The sequence below is a fragment of the Pseudoalteromonas sp. SG43-6 genome (assembly GCF_014164365.1).
GTDB lineage: Bacteria > Pseudomonadota > Gammaproteobacteria > Enterobacterales > Alteromonadaceae > Pseudoalteromonas > Pseudoalteromonas rhizosphaerae.
Genome location: NZ_JACJEZ010000025.1, coordinates 40,681 through 60,223 on the forward strand (window position 1 = coordinate 40,681; position 19,543 = coordinate 60,223).

The window sequence follows — 19,543 nt, forward strand, 5'->3', positions numbered from 1 at the left end:
GGTCTTTTTTGATTACTAGTCAAATACGTTAAGGCGAGTTAGATATAATACAAGCCGAAATTAAATCTTGGACAATAAATAAACTGACTCCTTGATTTAGTATCAACAGTCAAAAAACTTAAAAATTTATTACATGAAAGTAAAACTGACCACCGATGCCATAAACACAAAGAAAGCGGATATAACCAGTGAGCGATGAAAAATACCATGGCATAACTTTATATACCCAAAAACGCAGGTCAGTACATTAGGTAAGTTATCAAGACTCACTCATTGTCACCTGCTAAGGCGTGATTAAAGCCATGCTTAACATGCTAAGCTCGATATAAAATACGTGGCTTTAAACACTGCCCCTATATACCCAAACCACCTCAAGATGCGAGTTTCAGTTGGAATTAAAAGCGATTTAGGCAAGGCATTGATTGCAAATAATAGTGGTTCTATTGTTAAAATCAATAACGCAGTATAAATCGCTTTTAAAACAACCCTTCGGGCGTTTCACAGGCACTTACTCTCAGCGTTGTTACTTCTTAAAAGGGACGGCCATTCTTGCAAAGTAACGCCTTGATATTAAGCACCTGTGAAACGCTGAATTCTGCATCTTGAGGTGGTTTGGGTATATTATTAACCAATCGTTTTATACACATCAATATTACTGTGAATAAGTAGATCACCAGCCTGCTCACCAAACATTTTAAAATGCGGCGCTAACTTATGCTCTTCAAAGTGCTCATTTGTAGCCCATTGTTCAGTTACAATGTAATCTGTTTGCGTGTCATTATTTTTCACAGCCAGCTCGTAGCGCAAACACCCTACTTCTTTGCGCGATAACTTTTGTAAGTTATCAAGTGCACTAAGTAACGTAGCTGCATCAGCGTTTTTACATGACAGCATTGCTATAACGGTTAACATAGTTATTCCTTTGCATTAAAAAGTGCAGACTCACTGCACTTTATATTGAACACGCTTAAAACGTGTCTTGATCCCACTGCGGTGCAAAACTTGGGGTTGCTTGACGGTCGCCGCAATCGAGAGCATCAATACGCGCAATGTCTTCTTCATCAAGTTTTACGGCTTTATCATTAAAGTTATCTTCAAGATTTTTACGCTTAGTTGATGACGGAATGGTCGTCATACCCTTGGCGTTTACCCATGCAATAACTACTTGTGCAGGGCTTGCATCATGCTTCTTAGCAATATCAATAATGGTATGATCGTTTAACACTTTACCTACCACAAATGGCATATAGGCGGTGATATGAATGTCATGCTGCTGACAAAAAGCACGTAACTTGGTATTGGTTAAATAAGGGTGTACTTCTATTTGGTTGGTGAATATTTCACGTGAGTCCAGTGTTTGCATGGCTTCTTTTAAATTCGCAATAGTGAAGTTCGATACACCAATATGCTTAGTTAATCCTAGCTGCTTTGCCGTTAATAACTCAGTTAAATACTCGCTCATTGGCTCATCGTTTGATGGCGCAGGCCAATGGATCAACAATAAATCGACTGAATCGAGTTGCAGTTTGTTAAGAGACTCTTTTACACTGGCGATAAAATCGCTTTTATTCAGTTTGTTATTCCACACTTTGGTGGTAATAAATAGCTCGTCTCTAGGGATATTGCTGTCTTTTATCGCTTGGCCAACTTGCTCTTCATTGCCATAAATCTGTGCGGTATCAATATGGCGAAAGCCAACTTCTAATGCCATTTTTACAGATTCATAAGCTGTTTTTCCTTCTAAGCGGAATGTCCCCATGCCTAAGTCTGGCATTTCAATTACACGTTGTGTCATAACTTTATCCTTATAAAAATAATCGGTTTAAATACAAACTTATTAGATTTCTAACCTAAGTTTTTCGAAATACACCTGTTACTTTGTTCATTTAAAATTTTTGACCTCGTAAAAGGTATGAGGCCATTAACTTTAGTTTCAAGGGCTAGAGCCTGTTTATCTTTCACAGTTACTTTTACATCCGTATGTTTGGTTTTTAGATAAGGCAGTATTAATGTAGGTAAAGAGCCAGAATAAAGTGCGGAAGTTTTACTTAATTTTTTACTTAACCCACCAGATTACAAACCTAGCGCCGTGATCAAACAGCTTATAAATTGAACAGCTTTTAATCCTGAGAAGTTAACCGGCCCTAGAACCTAATAATTATATTTATAAATGACTGCTTTATACAAAATTGAAAGTACATTTCTCAAGGCCGCTATTTTCAACACTGTTAGCGCTGAAAGTAGTGGCTCAACGTCGATTTATTCTACTGCGCTTTAGTTACTTATCTCTATGTTTTTGTGTAATTTTCATTTCACTGTAGCTGCTGTGTTCCATCATTTGATCCATCATCACTTGCATCATTCTCAGCTGACCTTCCATTTTATTGATACGTTCATCGCCCTCAGTTTCTGACTCTGAATCATCACCACTTTCATTTAGGTCGTTTATCATGCGCATATTTGCACGCATTGAGTTCATATGTTGTTCCATTAGCTGCTCACGCTTTTGTGGATTATTTTCATTTTCGATCTGTTGCATTAGCGAAAACATTTGCCGCATTTTTGGTTCCATATGCGATGTTTTTTTATCATGCATCATCTTGCCCATCATCATATGATGTTCGCCTTCGCGTTCATCTTCTTGGGCAACTGCTGTAACAGCAAAAACAGCGGTTATAAACCCCACGATTAGATATCCTTTCATAACGAACTCCTTTTCACAGTCAGTTCATCATGAATAGCATGCGTACCTTCAGCACCTTTGGCGATTAACATTGCTGAGTCAATTTGGCTTTGGCTATCAACAATACCAATTAAACGCACATCGCCTTTATTCGTAATGACTTCGATATTAAGTGCTCTGAGAATAGGATCATTCATTAAAGCCATTTTAACGTTTGCAGTTACATCGATATCTAAAACATTGTTAGCCACCGTACTTTTTGGCGGCTTTTCCGCAGCAATTTCTGGGGATTTATAGCAACCAGTTAATTGTGAAACCATCAGTATTGCAATAACACATAGTATTTTTGAAAAGTATTTATCCATTAGGATATCCTCAGTATTAAGTGGAGCGATCACCATCGGCGGTAAAGTGTATTCTTCACTACCTACCATCACTTTATTATGTAAGAGGCTAACGTTCTGTTCGTTATCGAACTCAAAACAACTGTGTGTCAATAATAAAAAGCAGCGATTCATACTGGTCATTACTGCATTCATGTAATTAACTCGCTAATTTGGCTGTGTACTGCAGCGCACAGACAACCGCGGCAAATAAGCTAAAACTAAAGCGGTTCATTCAAATCATCGCCTAGTTGGCAACCTCAATATCAGCTCTAAAACACGCCAACACTTTATACTGTCGACCCCATTAAAAAGGATAACTACTATGTTACGTAGCATGAAAGATCTTGAAAATTGCGCTATCGCTGCTACCGATGGTGTGATCGGTAAAGAAAAATATTTTCTATTCGATGATTTAGCATGGTTGATCCGCTATTTTGTTGTTGAAACAGGTTCTTGGCTATCCAGCCGTCAGGTTTTGATCTCACCAATTGCGGTTCAAAAACCAAACTGGATAGAAAAAATTCTGCCTGTGTTGATCAGTAAAGAACAAGTTAAAAACAGCCCAACTATCGATAACGATAAACCCGTGTCACGGCAAAATGAGGCCAGCTTACTCGATTATTATGGCTACCCTTATTATTGGGTAGGCGAAGGATTTTGGGGAGGCGGTATTTACCCTTATTTATTGTACCGTGACCACCAACACCTCCCACATACAGAAGCAGGTGCACGCAGCGCACAACTAACTCACCATAATGTTAAAAGTGAAGATAATAAAAAAGCCGATCCAAATTTACGAAGTTGCAAAGAGGTTATTGGCTATCATATTAATGCAAATGATGGTGATATTGGTCATGTATCTGGATTATTAGTAGAAGAAACAACGTGGGCGGTGCGTTATCTGATCATCGATACCAGTAATTGGTGGGGTGGACATAAAGTGCTCGTGCCACCAGAGTGGATCAGCGAAGTATGCTGGCTCGACAAAACCATCAGTGTTGATCTCAACCGCCAAGTAATAAAAGATGCGCCAGAGTATGATTATAACTTGCAAATAACTCCCGAGTTTGAAACAGATATATATCAACATTACGAACTAGCGGGTTACTGGGACAAACTAGCAAAAGCGAAAAAGGATTGCTGAAATGATCGGCTTTCAAGTAATGCCTAGCGAAAAAAATTTGGCAAAAAGTCATATTCAATAAATAAAAAAACACCACTCACTAAACTAATGAGTGGCTTTTTATTCTTCGTTATCTGCTGATAACTGAATCTAAAATCGCATAGGCGGCTTTGACCCGTTCTACGTTGGGGTAATATTTGTTTGCTAACATAACAATTCCAGCATTTTTTGCCGGAATAAATACAATATATGCGCCAAACCCATTTGTTGAACCTGTTTTATTGATCCAGCCATTATGCAAAGCTACTTGAGGAGAATTATTAATATCGATTGGTTGAGGTTGTGTAATGGTTTCAACTGAATTTCCAGCTAACAGAGCAGCCAAGTTAGTTGGTAAAGGATACATTTCCCACGCTAGTCCTTGCGTGAAAGTGCTCGCTTGATAATAGCCCTTCCTAGTACTTTTCAAGGCCGTATTGATTTTATCATCGAGAGAGACTAACCCTAAATTCGCTTTAATAAATTGCACCATATCTGCACTAGTAGACTTAATGCCATATGCTTGTGCATCCAGCATACCGGGATTTACTCTCACAGCATCGCCTGAAGCATTATATCCAAATGCATAATCATTCATTTTATTTGCTGGGACATTAACAAACGTATTTGACATGCCTAACGACGGAAATATTTTAATTTCCAGAAACTGTGCATAATCAACTTTCATACTTAATGCAGAAACATAGCCAAATAAACCTATACTTGGATTTGAATAGAGTCGTTGTGAATTTTCAGCAAAGGTTGGCTGCCAAGATTTATAATATTGCATCATATCATCGTCAGTCTTAACATTATCAGGGAACTGTAAAGGCAGACCACCTGCTGTATAGGTAGCTAACTGTGTAAGTTTTGTGCTGCCAATAACGCTATTTTTCAACTCAGGTAGATATTTATCAACAGTGTCATCAAATGATAAAGTACCATTGCCTTGAGCATAACTCGCAAAGGTTGCAGCAAAGGTTTTACTGACCGATCCTAATTCAAACAGTGTATTCTGTGTTACTGCTTGGTTCTTTTCTTTATTCGCAACACCATAATTATAAAACTGTGACTTACCATCAACAATTATACCCACCGCTAAACCAGGAATTTGGTACTGCTGCATTAAGCGCTCGGCTTGCTTATCGACTGCTTTTCTCAACATTTGATTATTATTTTCAGCCCGAGCATCATTAGACATCACTATAGTTGCAGCTAAAGTAGTAATAACAAGCTTGTTTAAAATTATTTTCATTGTATCTCTCGTTAATGAATAAAATAGCCACGCCAGTGCAACCATATTGCAATAAAAACTCAACTCTCGGATTGAATTCTGGCGCCTGAGTTCATTCAAATATTGTAAATGGAGTATATTGATATTTAGCTTAACCTCGTTTTGAAAATGGTAGAGATGAGCATATTCAAGATCTACTCGTTCTAAATGCAAAAGTCAGCAAAGCCGCCGCTATTTTGTGAGTACGACTATTAATTTTTACTGAATTAAAATACGGTGTTGGTATTAAATTCTACGTTCATAGAAAATGAAATGCACAAATCGTCTTGATTTGAGCTTACTACTCCCAAAGCTCAAATAATTAAAGACGAAGAATATGGGTATGTTTTGCTGAATGATTTATATAAATGTGAAATTAATACAGCCAATGTTGTATGCAGCATAAATTAACAAACTAATACTTAGGTTATAGCAGAGGATTGCCTATTCTCTATGAATTATCGTGCGGAAATACACATGGTATAGTTCACACAGAGTCACTCGTAGCAAATTGTTCAACAAATAAAGTCGTTGTTGCTAACAAAGGCTACGATTGTAAAAAACTGAGAAAGTTGGTTCGTGATAACAACACGACACCCGTTATTCTACGCAAGGATAACAGTTTAATAGGTAATGAAGATATTGACTGATGCATGTACAAATATCGGCACTTGGTTGAGAATACATTTGGCCATATTAAGCAATATAGAAAGATAGCCACACGGTATGAAAAGCTTGCACGAAATTATCATTCAATGCTCGCTTTAGCATTTACGATGATGTGGCTACCAATGCGGGCTGATCAATATATGTACCACAAAGATCAACAGCCCCTAATGACGTAGCGCTCTCAGTAGCCTTAAACAACAAGAATATGATCCCTCACCAACGAGTGAAGAACCACAAATAGTAGAGAACATCTATTATCTAGCTCCTTGCATATTTATCGAATATACCTGTCGATAATGCCACTCAACCCTTAATTAAGCTCAAATAATGCTTTGCGAAAACTGGTTAGATAATTAACGACTCTATTATTTTTGCTGGGGTTTTCTGTATGATTTTTTCGTGTCAGGTTCTAAAGCTGCGCGCTTGCTTGCCGCTTCTTTTTTTAGTGTTTCAGCAGATTTTTTATCATCTACTTTTTTATCATGAGTTGGATTTTGCATAGTTGCCTCAGAGTTCTCGCCCCTCACGTTAATGTAAAAGGCCGAGATTTAAAGCCTAGTTTATAAAGCTCCCCAGCTCTGTGCGCTACAACACTTAAATACTATATTTGGTTTGATTATGGTTACGGTTTAAATTTGAAGCACCAGCTTTAGCTAAAAACCAGCACTATTTAAAAAGCATATTATTTGAGTCAGACATAAGTGTTCTAACTCAAGTAAGGCCTGGTGAATGATCGGTTCCGCAAAACCGCTTTATTTAAACTATTAATTCTTTCAACGCATCTAAAGGCAGCGCTTTATAAAAATACCAACCTTGAACCTGGTAGCATTTATTATACTTTTCAATGAATTCACACTGTTCTTTCGTTTCAACCCCTTCAAAAATAACAATACGATTAAGGTTAGTGAATAGTGCCATTATTGCCAGTAGCATATCTTTTTTCAAAGGATCAGTAATCGATTGGGTAAAAATGCGGTCTATTTTTATGATATCGAAGTTAATTTCAGTTAACCAAACTAAATTTGAAACACCTGTGCCAAAATCGTCCAAGGCAACAGTAAACCCATAACGTTTAGCCTGCAAAGCAAAATGTGACAACTCATTTAGTGGCAGTCCAATACGCTCAGTGATCTCAATTTTTATTTGTTTTTGGCTTATTTTATATAATTCGCATTGCTCATTTAAAAACGGTAAATACTCCGAACTTTGAATTTCAAAGGAGTTAACATTAATCGCAATACTAAAGTCATCTTTTTCTATAACAAAAGGCGACAACTCTTTAAATGCTCGCTGTACAGATGAAAATGCCATCGACGGATATAAATTTAACTGCTCAGCAATACTTAAAAATAACTCAGGTGAGACTTGCCCATGTACCGCATCTTTCCATCTAATTAAACATTCTACACCAATAATCTGCTTACTCTGGACCTCTAAAATTGGCTGATATTCTAAATAAATACTTTCATCTGCGATTGCATTACGTAATCGAAATTCAATCGAATTTGTTCTTTCTATGTATGAGATAAAAGAATAAATAATTAAAAAACTAATAACGCAAAGTAGTAAAAGTACTGCAGTCAGAGTCAAAGTGGAAAAAAATAGTAACCCAGGGCGATTATTAAGCACGCTAGCGCAATAGCCAAACTTTGTACTACAGCTTTTAACTTCTTGTGATAGTAAGTTAAATTCATTATCAAACTGAAATTCGGAGTCAAATTGATGGAAAACGTACAAACCATCAATAGAGGTTATGTTAAACGAAAAATCCTTATTTGCTTGATCAAAATATTTAAAAGGATCTTGAATTGTAAATGCAACGATACCGTTACGTTTTGCAATATCATATTTGGCATCAATAGGAAAAATCCCCTCAACTTTTTGCGCAAAATAAAAACCTGTATTGCCCTTAAAAAAATCAACATTAAGTTCAACAGGCTCTTTTAAAATGCCCCAATTTGCCGAACATATAATTCTATTTTGTTTAACTAAACCAACATCATGCGTGTAGTGGTAGTTAGTTAAAAGGATACGTAATTTATTTACAGTTTCTTCATCACAGCGTCGAGGGTTAATGGCTTCTGTCTGATAAATGGATTGGCTTATATCACTGGAGATTTCTTCGGCTTTACTAATAAGAGATTGCGTAAACTTTTTCTGATAAAGCATTTGTACATAGTTTGCGCCAAAATGGGATATACAAATTAAAAGCAGTAGCAAAAGCGGTAAAAAGAAAATTATTGCACTTGGTTTTTCTTTAAAAGCTCTCAATGACATAGATTTTCCCTTGCAGTTAGCACATTAATTATCATTTAATACCATTAAATTGTAACGTACGCTAGCAGCAAGCCCCTACTATTAAATGTTATTTAACAGCTGGCAGCTTGTTTGCGTATGAAAAGCTGAAATTATTGAGGTATCCAAAACATAGGACTTAGCCATATTAAAAAGGCTGCCACCTACTTCGCGAAGAATCAAAAATAAAGCGGTTCAAATTCGGTGAGCTGGTAAGTCAGCGAGTTTCTTCCACTCATTGAAAGTCGAAGCGATCCATGGCGAGCCAATTAGAGATAGTAATATATCAAACTCGATTCACTGTGACTGCTCACTCTATAATCTGATGAGCTAATGTTTTAAGCTATTATATCAACGCTTGGTATTACCTTTTCGGCTTACTAGGTTTAGCCAATGTAATTACATCATGAGTATAATTCGCCTCAATAACTTAAAAGTAAGCCTCTGAATAAGTTTATCTTTAGATAACAACGACAACTCAAACCTTAACAAAAACATATAAATAAAGTGCAATCTGCTGTTATACTGTTTTTAATCACAGAGGGTCTTATTCTAGTATGGTTACAATTAAGCAAGTCGCTGTCCACGCAGGTGTTTCATTTAAAACTGTATCGCGAGTGGTCAATAATGATCCAACAGTCAAAGATATTAACCGCGAGAAAGTTCTTAAAGCGATAAAAGAATTAGGTTATCGTCCTAATCGTGCGGCAAGTTTAACGCGACGTAAAAACTCAAACATTTACGCAATTATTGCTGATGAACTGCTTAGTGTTCCTTATACTTTTGATATTATTCGTGGTGCCCAAGAAATTGCGTGGCAGAAAAATAAAGAACTGTTGATCCTCAATGTTAACGAAACCCAAGCGAGTATAGACAGAGCTATAGAAAGCCTTTTAGAGTATCGCGTAGAGGGCGTTATATATTCAGCAATGTATCATCGCCAAGTTGTGGTAGCTGATGAACTAAAAAAAATACCAACAATTTTAGCTAACTGTTTTCCTGCTTTGAATAATTTCCCTTGTGTAGTACCTGATGAACAGCAAGCCGGTGAAGATATTACTGACGCGTTAATCCGTAAAGGCTATCGACGAATTGCTTTCTTAAACTTAAATGAGCATATAGTTGCTGCCAAAGGCCGTAAACAAGGCGTTATAAATTCATTTAAAAAGCACGGCTTACCACTCGATGATTTACTCATTGAATCGGTGATTATTGGTCAAGCCGATGGTAGTGAGATTTCTACTTCGAGAGAGTCTGCAGCGCGAGTAATTGACGAGTTTAAACCTGATGCAATTATTTGTGGTCAAGACCCCATGGCGCTAGAAATTTACTTTGTTGTGCATGATAAAGGAATGATCGTTGGTAAAGATATTGGTATAGCTAGTTTTGATGATTGGGGCAGTATTCCACAATTATTACAACCGAATTTAACTACTATGGCATTACCACACCATGCTATGGGACGTTGGGCAATGGAATACCTCATAGAGCAGCGCACTGATATTGTTCACCACCACTTACCATTTAAACTAATTGCTCGTGATTCGTTTTAATTGCATCTGCCTTTAATGCAAAAAGCGATAATACAATAAACACACACACAACCAAACCCAAATATTGGTAGGCTAACGCAAAGCCTACATTATCATATACTACACCTACAGCGACGGCTAACATTGACGCCACCAATTGCGTAGTAAATTGAAAGCCAATGATATAGATCATGGCTGAATAACGAGCTTCAAAGTGCATGTTTATATATTTAAACAATGCAATTAACATCAGCGGTAACTCAATTGCATGTAACAATTTTAATACACTAATGCTGATAGAGTCATTAACAATCCCCGAGCAATATATTCGTATCGCCATCAATACACCACTTAACAGCAACGAGTTTTTAACGCCCAAATAATTCACCCATTTTACAGCTAAATACAAAGCAGCAGCCTCAAGGATAACTTGCGCTGAAGTTAAATAGCCAAAAAACTCTCGACCTTGCTCTGGGGTGTCAAAAAAAGAGGTGTAATAAATAGCAAATTGCTGATCAAATACCGCATAAATACAACTAACACCGATCACAAATACACTTAAACGCCACAATCCTGCGATTTTAAAAAATGCTGTAAGCTGTTTTACAGGAGAAAAAGTTCGAGAAGGCGCTATTTCGGGCTGATTTTTTGCGACCTTAACAAAGGCTAATAACCCCATTAAGCAAACCGCCGCAATGCTTGATAACCAATAATTTAAACTAGGGGATAAATTAAAGGATAAACCGGCAAAGTAGCTTGCCATGGCCCAACCTAGTGACCCCCACATTCGAGCTTTTCCAAATTCAAAATTCGTCGAGCGACTTTGTTTATCAATATAACTTTCAAGTGTCCCGACTCCAGCCAAAAATGCACATGAAAAAACAGCACCTCCTAAAATAGCAGCCAGATAAAACTGTGTTTGTAGTAAGGGTGCGTATACATAACTGACAAATGGACCAATCAACATTATAAAAAATGCAATGAAGTAAAGCAGTGTTTTTTGTAAACCGAGTTTATCTTGCAAAATGCCATAGCAAGGCATCACGAGTAAAGCCATGATGGAATTGATACTAAAGATGACCCCTACTTTAGCACTGTTGAGGCCTACTTCTTGACTAAGCCAAATAGGAAAAAATGAAAATGAAAAAGACCATGCCATAAAATAAATAAAGAAAATGGCGCTTAATAGCCGATAATTACTACTCATATATCGCATAGCCTTATAAAAAGTAAGCGACTCTATATTACTATAGAGTCGCTTCAAATGTTATTTTTCTATTGCTATATTGTTTAACTTTACGTCACTAAGCGACAAAGGCTGCTCAGCACTCACTTGTATTTTATTATAAGGAGAGGTTGGAAAAACAATCGAGGTCATAGAGCTAACCCCTTCATTTACAAATACTTCTACCGACGCTTTATCTACCCATATATCAACATCGTAATATTCAAGTCCTTTTTGTAATGGCGCAGTTTGTAAAGATGCAAAACCATCTTCAAAGTCTTTTAAACCCGACTGCCTGCGGTCAAGTATTAGTTGCCCTTGAGCTGGGTTTAGCTGCAGCTTAGTGTATTCGCCCGTATCAGAGCTAAGCACGATATCAGTAACTTGTTCAGAGTTCGCTATACTAAAGCTCACCTTAAATTGCCCGGGCTCAATTGTAAAAAGCTCATCTAACTGATAGCTATTTGCGCCAGTTAAGGTTGCCTTTTGTTGTGAGTTACTCAATAAACTATCTAACTCTTTAACCGGTTGAGATGCCAAACGCACGCCTGTTGGCGTTTGCAATAACTTTAATTCTCTGGGAATTGTCATTGCACTGCGCCATACCTCAGTGGGTACTTGATTTGCGTATTGCCAGTTACTCATCCACCCCATAAATAAGTGTCTACCGTCTTGAACATCAGAGAAAGTTACACCAGCATAATTATCTGTACCGTAGTCTAGCCATATTGAAGGTTCATACTTTTCTTTTGCTGCTTTATCAGAAAATACAATATCAGCGATTTTAATATGCCCCCAATCACCTCGTTCATTGTCTACCACTTTAATATAAGCTTGCTGACCTTTTAATTGACTCACGTTCCAAGAACGCTCAGTCAGTGTACCTGTATTATTTCCACTTGCGGTTTTAACTATCTCGCCATTAACTAACAACTGTATTGCGGTACTATTGTGAGGCTTTCCGCCTGCAATCTTGAAGTTAATGAAATCATGATCGATTTCAAATGATTTTGAGGTTAAGGTGCCAATTGCCTCATCCGAACCTTTAAAAGAACTGGCAATGGTATTTGCTGGTTGATCATTTACTATATGAAATGCTTCACCCGATACTTGCCAATTCTTTAAACCACTCTTAAAATTAGAGAAATCAAGTCCTTGAGGGAAAACGGCGGGTGTTGATGTAAGCATTTTTTGATAATCGCTATCAAGTACAAATTTTTCACCGTCAAAATCGCCAACAAAATATTGTGTACCAGAGCCGCCATTTGGCGCGCCAGGATTGATACTCACTAATAGAACATATTTATATTCGTCGGTGCCTTCAATACGCACGCGAATAAGATCTGGACACTCCCATACACCTGCGTGACTGCCCCAATCAGCGCCAAAGTTACTTTCAAATTGCCATGTTTTTAAATCTTTTGAGCTGTAAAAGCCAATATGATCATCTTGAGCCAATACCATAACCCATTGCTCGGTATCTTCATGCCAGCTTACTTTAGGGTCGCGGAAGTCGCGGATCCCAGGGTTTTTTAATACCGGATTATTAGCGTATTTTTTCCAAGTGCGGCCTTTATCGGTGCTATATGCTATGCCTTGCGTTTGAAAATCAATCGCTCCCTGTGCCGCCTTTTTATCATCGTGATAGGTAAATATAGCCACTAATGGTGGGTTTTCTTTACTGCCAAAGCCGCTGCTATTTTGCCAATCAACCACCGCACTGCCAGAGAAGATAGTACCGTGCTCATCAGGAAACAACTTAATTTCTTGATGCTGCCAATTAACCATATCTTTACTAATTGCATGTCCCCAATGCATTGGCCCCCATACCGATGAATCAGGATTATGCTGGTAAAACAGATGATATTCGCCTTGGTAGTAAACCATACCATTAGGATCATTCATCCAATGCTTTTTAGGGGTAAAATGAAAAGCAGGTCTAAACGCCTCTTTGCTCGGTTTATCTGCACCCTTAAGGGCTGTTTGTTCAGTTTGGTTTGTCATGCTACATGCTGCCAAAAATGATGAAATTAAAACTAAATTAACGGTTCGCATCTAATGCTCCATGCTTATTATTGGTATCTAATGAAATTGCTTCTAAAGAACGTCCTTTTGTTTCTGGCATAAACCACGCAACAAAAATCAATTGCCCTAACATCATTAAAGTAAAGAAAGTGAATACTTCAGTGGCACTAAAACGTTCTAAGAAAAATGGCATAAGTAAAGTGATTGCTGCGGCAAAAAACCAATGCGTACCGGAGCCTAAAGACTGCCCTTTTGAACGTACTTTGTTCGGGAATATTTCTGCAATGAAGACCCAAATAACGGTACCTTGGCCAATGGCATGAGCGGCAATAAACACAAATACAAACGCTACAACCGTTAAGCCTCCAGAGTCAGTACTAAACGCCCACGCCACTACAGAGAGGGAAATAACGTAGCCAATTGAGCCGATATACATCAGCGAACGTCGGCCAAATTTATCAATCAACGATAAACCAAGCATGGTAAAACATAAGTTAACCACGCCAATTCCAGCGCCAGAAAGTAATGACTGATTTACATCCAACCCTGCAAGTTCAAATACGCGCGGTGCATAATAAATGATAAAGTTAATGCCAGATAATTGATTAAATGCGGCAAATAAAAATGCAAATAAAGCCGCCTTATTGTAACTACCACCAAATAGCTTTGATTGACTGTTTTGTAACTTGTCGCGTTCAATGTCATTTAATACTTGGTCTGGGTTTTGTTCACCTAAAGTCACTAAGATTGAACGCGCTTTAGTTTTCTCATTTTTCTTTTGCACTAACCAACGTGGGCTTTCAGGTGCCTTAATGATCATTAATAAATAAGCCAGAGCAGGTATTGCCTCCACACCTAACATTAAACGCCAGTCAATTGCAGATGTTCCTGCAATTAAAAAATTAGAAACAAACGCAACTAAGATACCAAATACAATTTGAAACTGATAAAGCGCAACCAAACGCCCACGGTACTTAGCAGGTGCAATCTCAGAAATATAAGCAGGTACAACAATTGAAGAAATGCCCACTCCCACGCCACCAATAAACCGTAATAAGGCGAAGCTATATGCGTCAGGTGCCATGGCGGAGCCAAGTGCCGAAATTAAAAACAACACCCCAACTAAAACTAATGTGGGTTTTCTACCCCACTTATCGCATGGGTAATTACCGGTTAAGGCACCCAGTAGTGTTCCCCATAAAGCTGAAGACATAATTAATAAGCCATGAAATAACGAGCTCGTATTCCATAACGCTTGAATAGGTTTATCCGCACCGGATATAACTGCTGTATCAAAGCCGAATAAAAAACCAGCAACGGCAACGGTGACTGACCAATAAATAATTTTTTTCATAATCACTCTTAAAACTTAACGATTAAAAGGTGGGCCGAAACCCACCACTATTAATAACCTGGGTTCTGTGTGTACGACCCACCACTTAAAATCATCTGCTGGTTCGGAATAGGTAAATACTCATGTTTACCTTTAGTGAAAATAGCATCGACCAAATAAGGTTTACGTACAGCTTCAATAGCTAAGTAACTATCAATCGTTTCTTTCGCTATTCCCCATCGAACTAAGTCAAAAAAGCGATGTCCTTCAAGCCCTAATTCTAAACGTCGCTCAAAGCGTAGTGCCGCTCTTGCCTGTTCTTTAGAATCAAAACTTGTATATAAGCCCATGTTATAAATACTCGCGTTGTGTAATTTACCGGTACTATTTTTAGCACGCTCACGAATACGGTTAATAATTGGCAATGCTTCGTCATACCTATCTAACTCAATTAATGCTTCAGCTTTCCAAAGCAATACATCAGCGTAACGAATGAGCGGTGTATTTAATGAAAAGATAGGAAAAGGGCCATTCTCACCACGACAACTACAGTCAGGGTGTTCAAGATCTTTCATTGCCGTAAAGTTGCCATAAATACCAGGGGCACGTGCCCAGCTATCACCGCCATGAATTAAGTTTTCGTCATACTTAAATGGTTTACCTTCCATTGCCACAGTGTGATCTAGGCGAGGGTCAACTGAGTCTGTCGTCATGTCGTAGTTAAAGTCGTTAAAAGAGTCGAATAACGGCAAACCTTGTTGGTCTGTTTTAAACGCATTAACGAAATTTTCTGTTGGTACATGAAAACCACAACAGCCAAAACCACCAGCCATTGGCGCATTTAATGCACTAGGCCAGCTACCACGTCCATCTGGAGAGCCGTCATTTAGAGAGCGCTGAATAGCAAAAACTGACTCTTTACCATTCTCACTTTCAAACAAAAAGTTATTCGCGTAATCATCAAATAAACCATAGACGCCCGCTTCTTCAATTTCATCAACCAGAGCCACCACTTTTACAAGTTTATCTTTATTAATATTAATAACTTGATGTAGCTCATTCTGCTCATACGCTTGGTAGAGTAGTGTTTTAGCTAGATATGCCTTAGCTGATAACGCTGAAGCGCGTCCAACATCTTTTTGGGTTTGTGGTAGATTGTTTGCAGCAAACTCAAAATCTGCAGCAATTTTATCCCATAACTCTTGATCGCTTAGCTCACGATTAGTAGCGCTAAGAATTTGATCTTGAGTCATTGTTTCATCAATCCACGGGATATGCTTATGATGTATTTTTAAATCAAAGTAGAAAATACTGCGAATGAACCGCAGTTCGGATTGTTTTGCAGCACTGTTTTCAATGGCATCTGGCGCATTTGCGATTACCGCTAATGCTGAGTTTGCTCTTGAAATACCGGTGTAATTACGTACCCATTTTTTGTTGTTCAAATCAATTAAATCTGGCGGGAAAGACTCCATATCAGGCACTATTGGTTGATATAAAGACAAAGCATGATAAGCAAAGATATCACCAGGTCCATTACCGCCTTTATGGGCGTCTCCAGCGCGTAAGTTTCCTGTCGGCCATAAAAAGTTAGGTGCGGTATAATGATCGTTTCCTAGATATGAGTAGGCAGCAATAATCAACGCATCTACATTTTCACTGTTAGAAACTTGCTCTTCGGTTAATACCCCAGAAGGTGCAACATCAAGATCAGAACCACCACACGATGATAAAGAAAGCGCGAGTGTAGCTGCTGTAAATAGTGTTTTAATTTTATTCATAATATGTGCTCGTATCGTTGTCGTTTTAATAAATCAAAAAGAAAGGTTCACGCCTAACGTAATACGTTTTGGAATTGGGAAGTTGCCGTTTGGAGTTTCTGGATCCTGGCTTAGCGTCCCTGACGGAGTAATGGTCAATAAGTTACTTCCCTGCAAATAAATTCGTGCAGAACTTATACCGTATTGACTTAACCACTGTTCATCAGGTGTATAACCGATAGATAAGTTACGAAGCTTTATGTAGCTGCCATCTTCCCAAAACAAACTTGATTGACGGCCTTCACCATTGTTATCGATTAAAGTTAATGCCGGTACATTGCTGTCAGTATTGTTAACTGACCATGCATCAAGAACGCGATCACCGTAGTTAGAGCCTATATTTAATGATGTGAAGTCAGTAAATCCACGCCAGCTATTACGTATCTCACCTCCTTGAACACCTTGCCAGAACATATTGAAATCCCAATTTTTGTATTTGAAATTCATGTTCAATCCATACATAAAGTCAGGATCAGTATCGGTGAAAAAGCTTTGATCGTTTTCATCAATCACGCCATTGCCGTCTAAATCTTTCCAGCGAACTCGGCCTAAACCAGCCCCAGATTGCGCTGCGTGAGCATCTATCTCACCTTGATTTTGGAATAACCCATCGGCGACATAACCATAAATAGAATTGACTGAATGACCAACAATCGTTTTATCATCACCATTACCACCAAATGAATTCACAACATCCTCTGGTAGTGAGACAACCTTATTTTTAGCAGAAGAAATGTTAAAGCTAATATCGACATCGATATCACCATCTAAGCTATCAAAAGTAAGGTAATCGGCGTAGCCAATGAGAAACTCAAAACCAGAGTTTTCAATCGTGCCACCATTGACCCATTGCTGAGCGCCTTCACCTAATGTTGCAAGTGGATTGGTTAACGTTAAAATATCCTCTGTGGTTTTTTCAAACCAATCGATACTGCCGTATATGGTTTCGTAACGCATGCCAAAATCAAGACCAATGTTTGTTTGCGTTGATGTTTCCCACTTTAGGTCATCATTCCCTGTTTGTGCTTTTACAAATCCAGAAGGAAGCGTGCCGCCATTTGCACCGCCTATATCATAAGCGGTCCCTTCATCTTGCTGATCAGTGAATAAAGACCGAGTTGCATAACGGCTTAAATACGTTGTATATGTTGCATCGGTAGGGATTTCTTGATTACCCGTTTTGCCCCAACTAGCTCGAAGCTTTAAGGTAGATAAAAATTCAATATCATAGAATGATTCGTTGCTGATCACCCAACCTGCAGAAATAGCGGGGAAATTACCGTAGCTATTATTACTACCAAAACGAGATGAGCCATCGCGACGTATTGTTAAACCTGCTAAATAGCGGTCATCAAAGTTATAGTCCATACGCGCAAAATAAGAATTAAGAGACCATTTATCGCCATCCCCTTCCACACGAACATCACCCGTTGCTTGTGATAAATGAGCATAATCACGATCATCAGACGCAAAACCTGAACCAAAACCAACAGATCCTTCATACTCATAATCTATTTGTTCTGTACCGACCAAAAACGTAAAATGATTTGCATCTAAATCAAGCTTATATTCTGCGGTATTAGTCCAACTAAAACTGCTATTCCAGTTTTCTGTCACTGACAGCTGATCACCATAGTTTAGCGAGCCAGCTTGAAAAGCACGGGTATAGTTTCTGAAGTAGTATTGCCCGTAATCTAAACCGATAGAGCTTTTTAGTGTTAAGTCCTCTATTGCCTCATATTCAACAAAAATATTTCCCATTAATTTATTGAATCTACTAACATTGTCTCGATTCATTTCAATTAGTCTAACCGGATTATCACGGTCAGTTACACCAGGGACGGGTCCTCCCCAGCCACCTTTATCGTTGTACACAGGAACGATAGATTGTTGTTCTATAGCCAAAGTTAGAATATTACCGGCCAGATCATTAACCAAGTTTGATTCTTGATTTGTCACTATAAAGTTTTCACCAATCTTAAGCTTATTTGTTAGCTGATAATCAGAATTGACGCGAAAGCTTATTCGTTCAAACTCTGAGCCATCAACAACACCTTCTGAGCCGAAATAGCCAAGTGAACTATATATCGAAGCTTTGTCTGAACCACCTGAAACTGAAAAGTTAAGATCGGTTACTTTTGCAGAGCGCGTAACTTCATCAAACCAATTAGTATCAGCTGGGCGTTGCACCTTTGCAGCATCCGTAAACTCAGGAAAAACAACGTTGTTTAATTGAGGGTTATTAAAATCATTATTCCAATCATAGCTATAAAGAGAACTTGCTGCATTTGGATCTGAGCCGTCGTTTACTGCAGCTTGCCAAACTGCTTGTCCCCTTTGCTGTGTATTTAATGGATTTAATTCATAATTAAAATCATCATATGACTGATTAAAAGAGAAATTAAAGTCGAGCCCTTCATTCCCTTTTTTGGTGGTAATAATAATGACCCCATTACCAGAGCGAGCACCAAAAATACTTGCAGCTGCCGCATCTCTTAGCACCTGTATATCAGCAATATCATGGCTATTAAGTTCATGCATGCCTGATTTAGTTGGTACACCATCAATAACATAAAGAGGATCGTTATTACCTAAAGGTCCTAAACCTTGACCACGAATACGCACTGTTGCTGCAGAGTTAGGTGAACCATTAGTTGTAATTTGCAAGCCAGGCACACGCCCCTGCAAATTTTGCATGATATTACCTGAAGGCTGATCAACGACATCTTCAAGCTCAACTGTGCTCACTGCGCCGGTTAAATCTTGTTTTTTAACACTTCCATAACCATATGAAACTTCAATAACTTCAATACCAACCTTGGCCGACGCTTCTTCTTGCAGTTGTTCAGCGGCAAAGCTGTTGGATGGCAGCCAACAACCTATCAATACTGTACTAACACTCGCAGCAAGCTGGTTTTTCCTAAATCTGAGCATTGTGTGTGTCCTCATTTTAATTTTATTTTTTGAATGTTGATTTCATCATTCAAATTAACAACGTTGTCTTTTTGGCGTAAAAAAATATCTTTTTACACTTTGTTGTTTGGCTTGATCGGTCTAACACAAATAAACAACGTTGTCTTTTTAACATTAAAAAAACATCTATTCAATATAAATAACAAAATATTTTATTAAAAATATGT

14 protein-coding genes and 1 pseudogene are annotated in these 19,543 nt (G+C 38.2%); 3 read left to right on the top strand and 12 right to left on the bottom strand.

The window, feature by feature from the left end; translation table 11 throughout:
- Positions 1–624 precede the first annotated feature (624 nt).
- The 4 genes from H5201_RS12255 to H5201_RS22975 all read right to left on the bottom strand — a co-directional run bounded on the left by H5201_RS12255 (position 625) and on the right by H5201_RS22975 (position 3,222).
- Positions 625–912 (bottom strand): putative quinol monooxygenase, encoded by a 288-nt coding sequence (locus H5201_RS12255; RefSeq protein ID WP_182718953.1) that lies wholly within the window; start codon positions 910–912, stop codon positions 625–627.
- Positions 913–967: 55 nt separating this feature from the next.
- Positions 968–1,795: a 2,5-didehydrogluconate reductase DkgB gene (dkgB, locus tag H5201_RS12260; RefSeq protein WP_182718952.1), complete on the bottom strand. Its 828-nt coding sequence runs from the start codon at positions 1,793–1,795 to the stop codon at positions 968–970.
- Positions 1,796–2,278: 483 nt separating this feature from the next.
- Entirely contained in the window at positions 2,279–2,704 is a 426-nt protein-coding gene (locus H5201_RS12265) for a hypothetical protein (RefSeq protein WP_182784660.1), read from the bottom strand.
- Positions 2,701–3,222 (bottom strand): BON domain-containing protein, encoded by a 522-nt coding sequence (locus tag H5201_RS22975; protein WP_220497169.1) that lies wholly within the window; start codon positions 3,220–3,222, stop codon positions 2,701–2,703. The genes H5201_RS12265 and H5201_RS22975 overlap by 4 nt, the downstream gene beginning before the upstream one ends.
- A 169-nt stretch (positions 3,223–3,391) precedes the next feature.
- On the opposite strand from H5201_RS22975, the gene H5201_RS12275 reads away from it, so the two are divergent.
- Positions 3,392–4,213: a PRC-barrel domain-containing protein gene (locus H5201_RS12275; protein WP_182784662.1), complete on the top strand. Its 822-nt coding sequence runs from the start codon at positions 3,392–3,394 to the stop codon at positions 4,211–4,213.
- A 109-nt stretch (positions 4,214–4,322) separates the two neighbouring features.
- On the opposite strand, the gene ampC is transcribed toward H5201_RS12275, so the two are convergent.
- Entirely contained in the window at positions 4,323–5,486 is a 1,164-nt protein-coding gene (gene ampC / locus H5201_RS12280; RefSeq protein ID WP_182784664.1) for a class C beta-lactamase, read from the bottom strand.
- A 662-nt stretch (positions 5,487–6,148) separates the two neighbouring features.
- Here ampC and H5201_RS12285 point away from each other — a divergent pair.
- Positions 6,149–6,349: pseudogene (locus H5201_RS12285) on the top strand (transposase); the annotation flags it as partial.
- 189 nt (positions 6,350–6,538) lie between these two features.
- Here H5201_RS12285 and H5201_RS23190 read toward each other — a convergent pair.
- A complete protein-coding gene (locus tag H5201_RS23190) occupies positions 6,539–6,673 on the bottom strand; it encodes a hypothetical protein (protein ID WP_257326201.1) in 135 nt (44 codons plus the stop codon).
- Between the two features lie 256 nt (positions 6,674–6,929).
- The gene (locus H5201_RS12290; RefSeq protein WP_182718947.1) at positions 6,930–8,450 is read right to left on the bottom strand and encodes an EAL domain-containing protein; all 1,521 of its coding nucleotides are present in this window, start codon (positions 8,448–8,450) and stop codon (positions 6,930–6,932) included.
- 575 nt (positions 8,451–9,025) lie between these two features.
- Here H5201_RS12290 and H5201_RS12295 point away from each other — a divergent pair.
- Positions 9,026–10,021, top strand: a complete 996-nt coding sequence (locus tag H5201_RS12295; protein WP_149982868.1) for a LacI family DNA-binding transcriptional regulator — start codon at positions 9,026–9,028, stop codon at positions 10,019–10,021.
- On the opposite strand, the gene H5201_RS12300 is transcribed toward H5201_RS12295, so the two are convergent.
- From H5201_RS12300 to H5201_RS12320, 5 genes are read right to left on the bottom strand one after another with little or no spacing between them, the layout of a single operon-like run.
- Positions 9,993–11,207: an oligosaccharide MFS transporter gene (locus H5201_RS12300; RefSeq protein ID WP_182784666.1), complete on the bottom strand. Its 1,215-nt coding sequence runs from the start codon at positions 11,205–11,207 to the stop codon at positions 9,993–9,995. The genes H5201_RS12295 and H5201_RS12300 overlap by 29 nt on opposite strands.
- A gap of 60 nt (positions 11,208–11,267) precedes the next feature.
- Positions 11,268–13,280 (bottom strand): glycoside hydrolase family 32 protein, encoded by a 2,013-nt coding sequence (locus H5201_RS12305; protein ID WP_182784667.1) that lies wholly within the window; start codon positions 13,278–13,280, stop codon positions 11,268–11,270.
- A complete protein-coding gene (locus H5201_RS12310; protein ID WP_182784668.1) occupies positions 13,267–14,604 on the bottom strand; it encodes a sugar porter family MFS transporter in 1,338 nt (445 codons plus the stop codon). The genes H5201_RS12305 and H5201_RS12310 overlap by 14 nt, the downstream gene beginning before the upstream one ends.
- A gap of 50 nt (positions 14,605–14,654) precedes the next feature.
- The gene (locus H5201_RS12315) at positions 14,655–16,364 is read right to left on the bottom strand and encodes a RagB/SusD family nutrient uptake outer membrane protein (protein ID WP_182784669.1); all 1,710 of its coding nucleotides are present in this window, start codon (positions 16,362–16,364) and stop codon (positions 14,655–14,657) included.
- 33 nt (positions 16,365–16,397) lie between these two features.
- Positions 16,398–19,337: a SusC/RagA family TonB-linked outer membrane protein gene (locus tag H5201_RS12320; protein WP_182767972.1), complete on the bottom strand. Its 2,940-nt coding sequence runs from the start codon at positions 19,335–19,337 to the stop codon at positions 16,398–16,400.
- Positions 19,338–19,543: the final 206 nt, after the last annotated feature.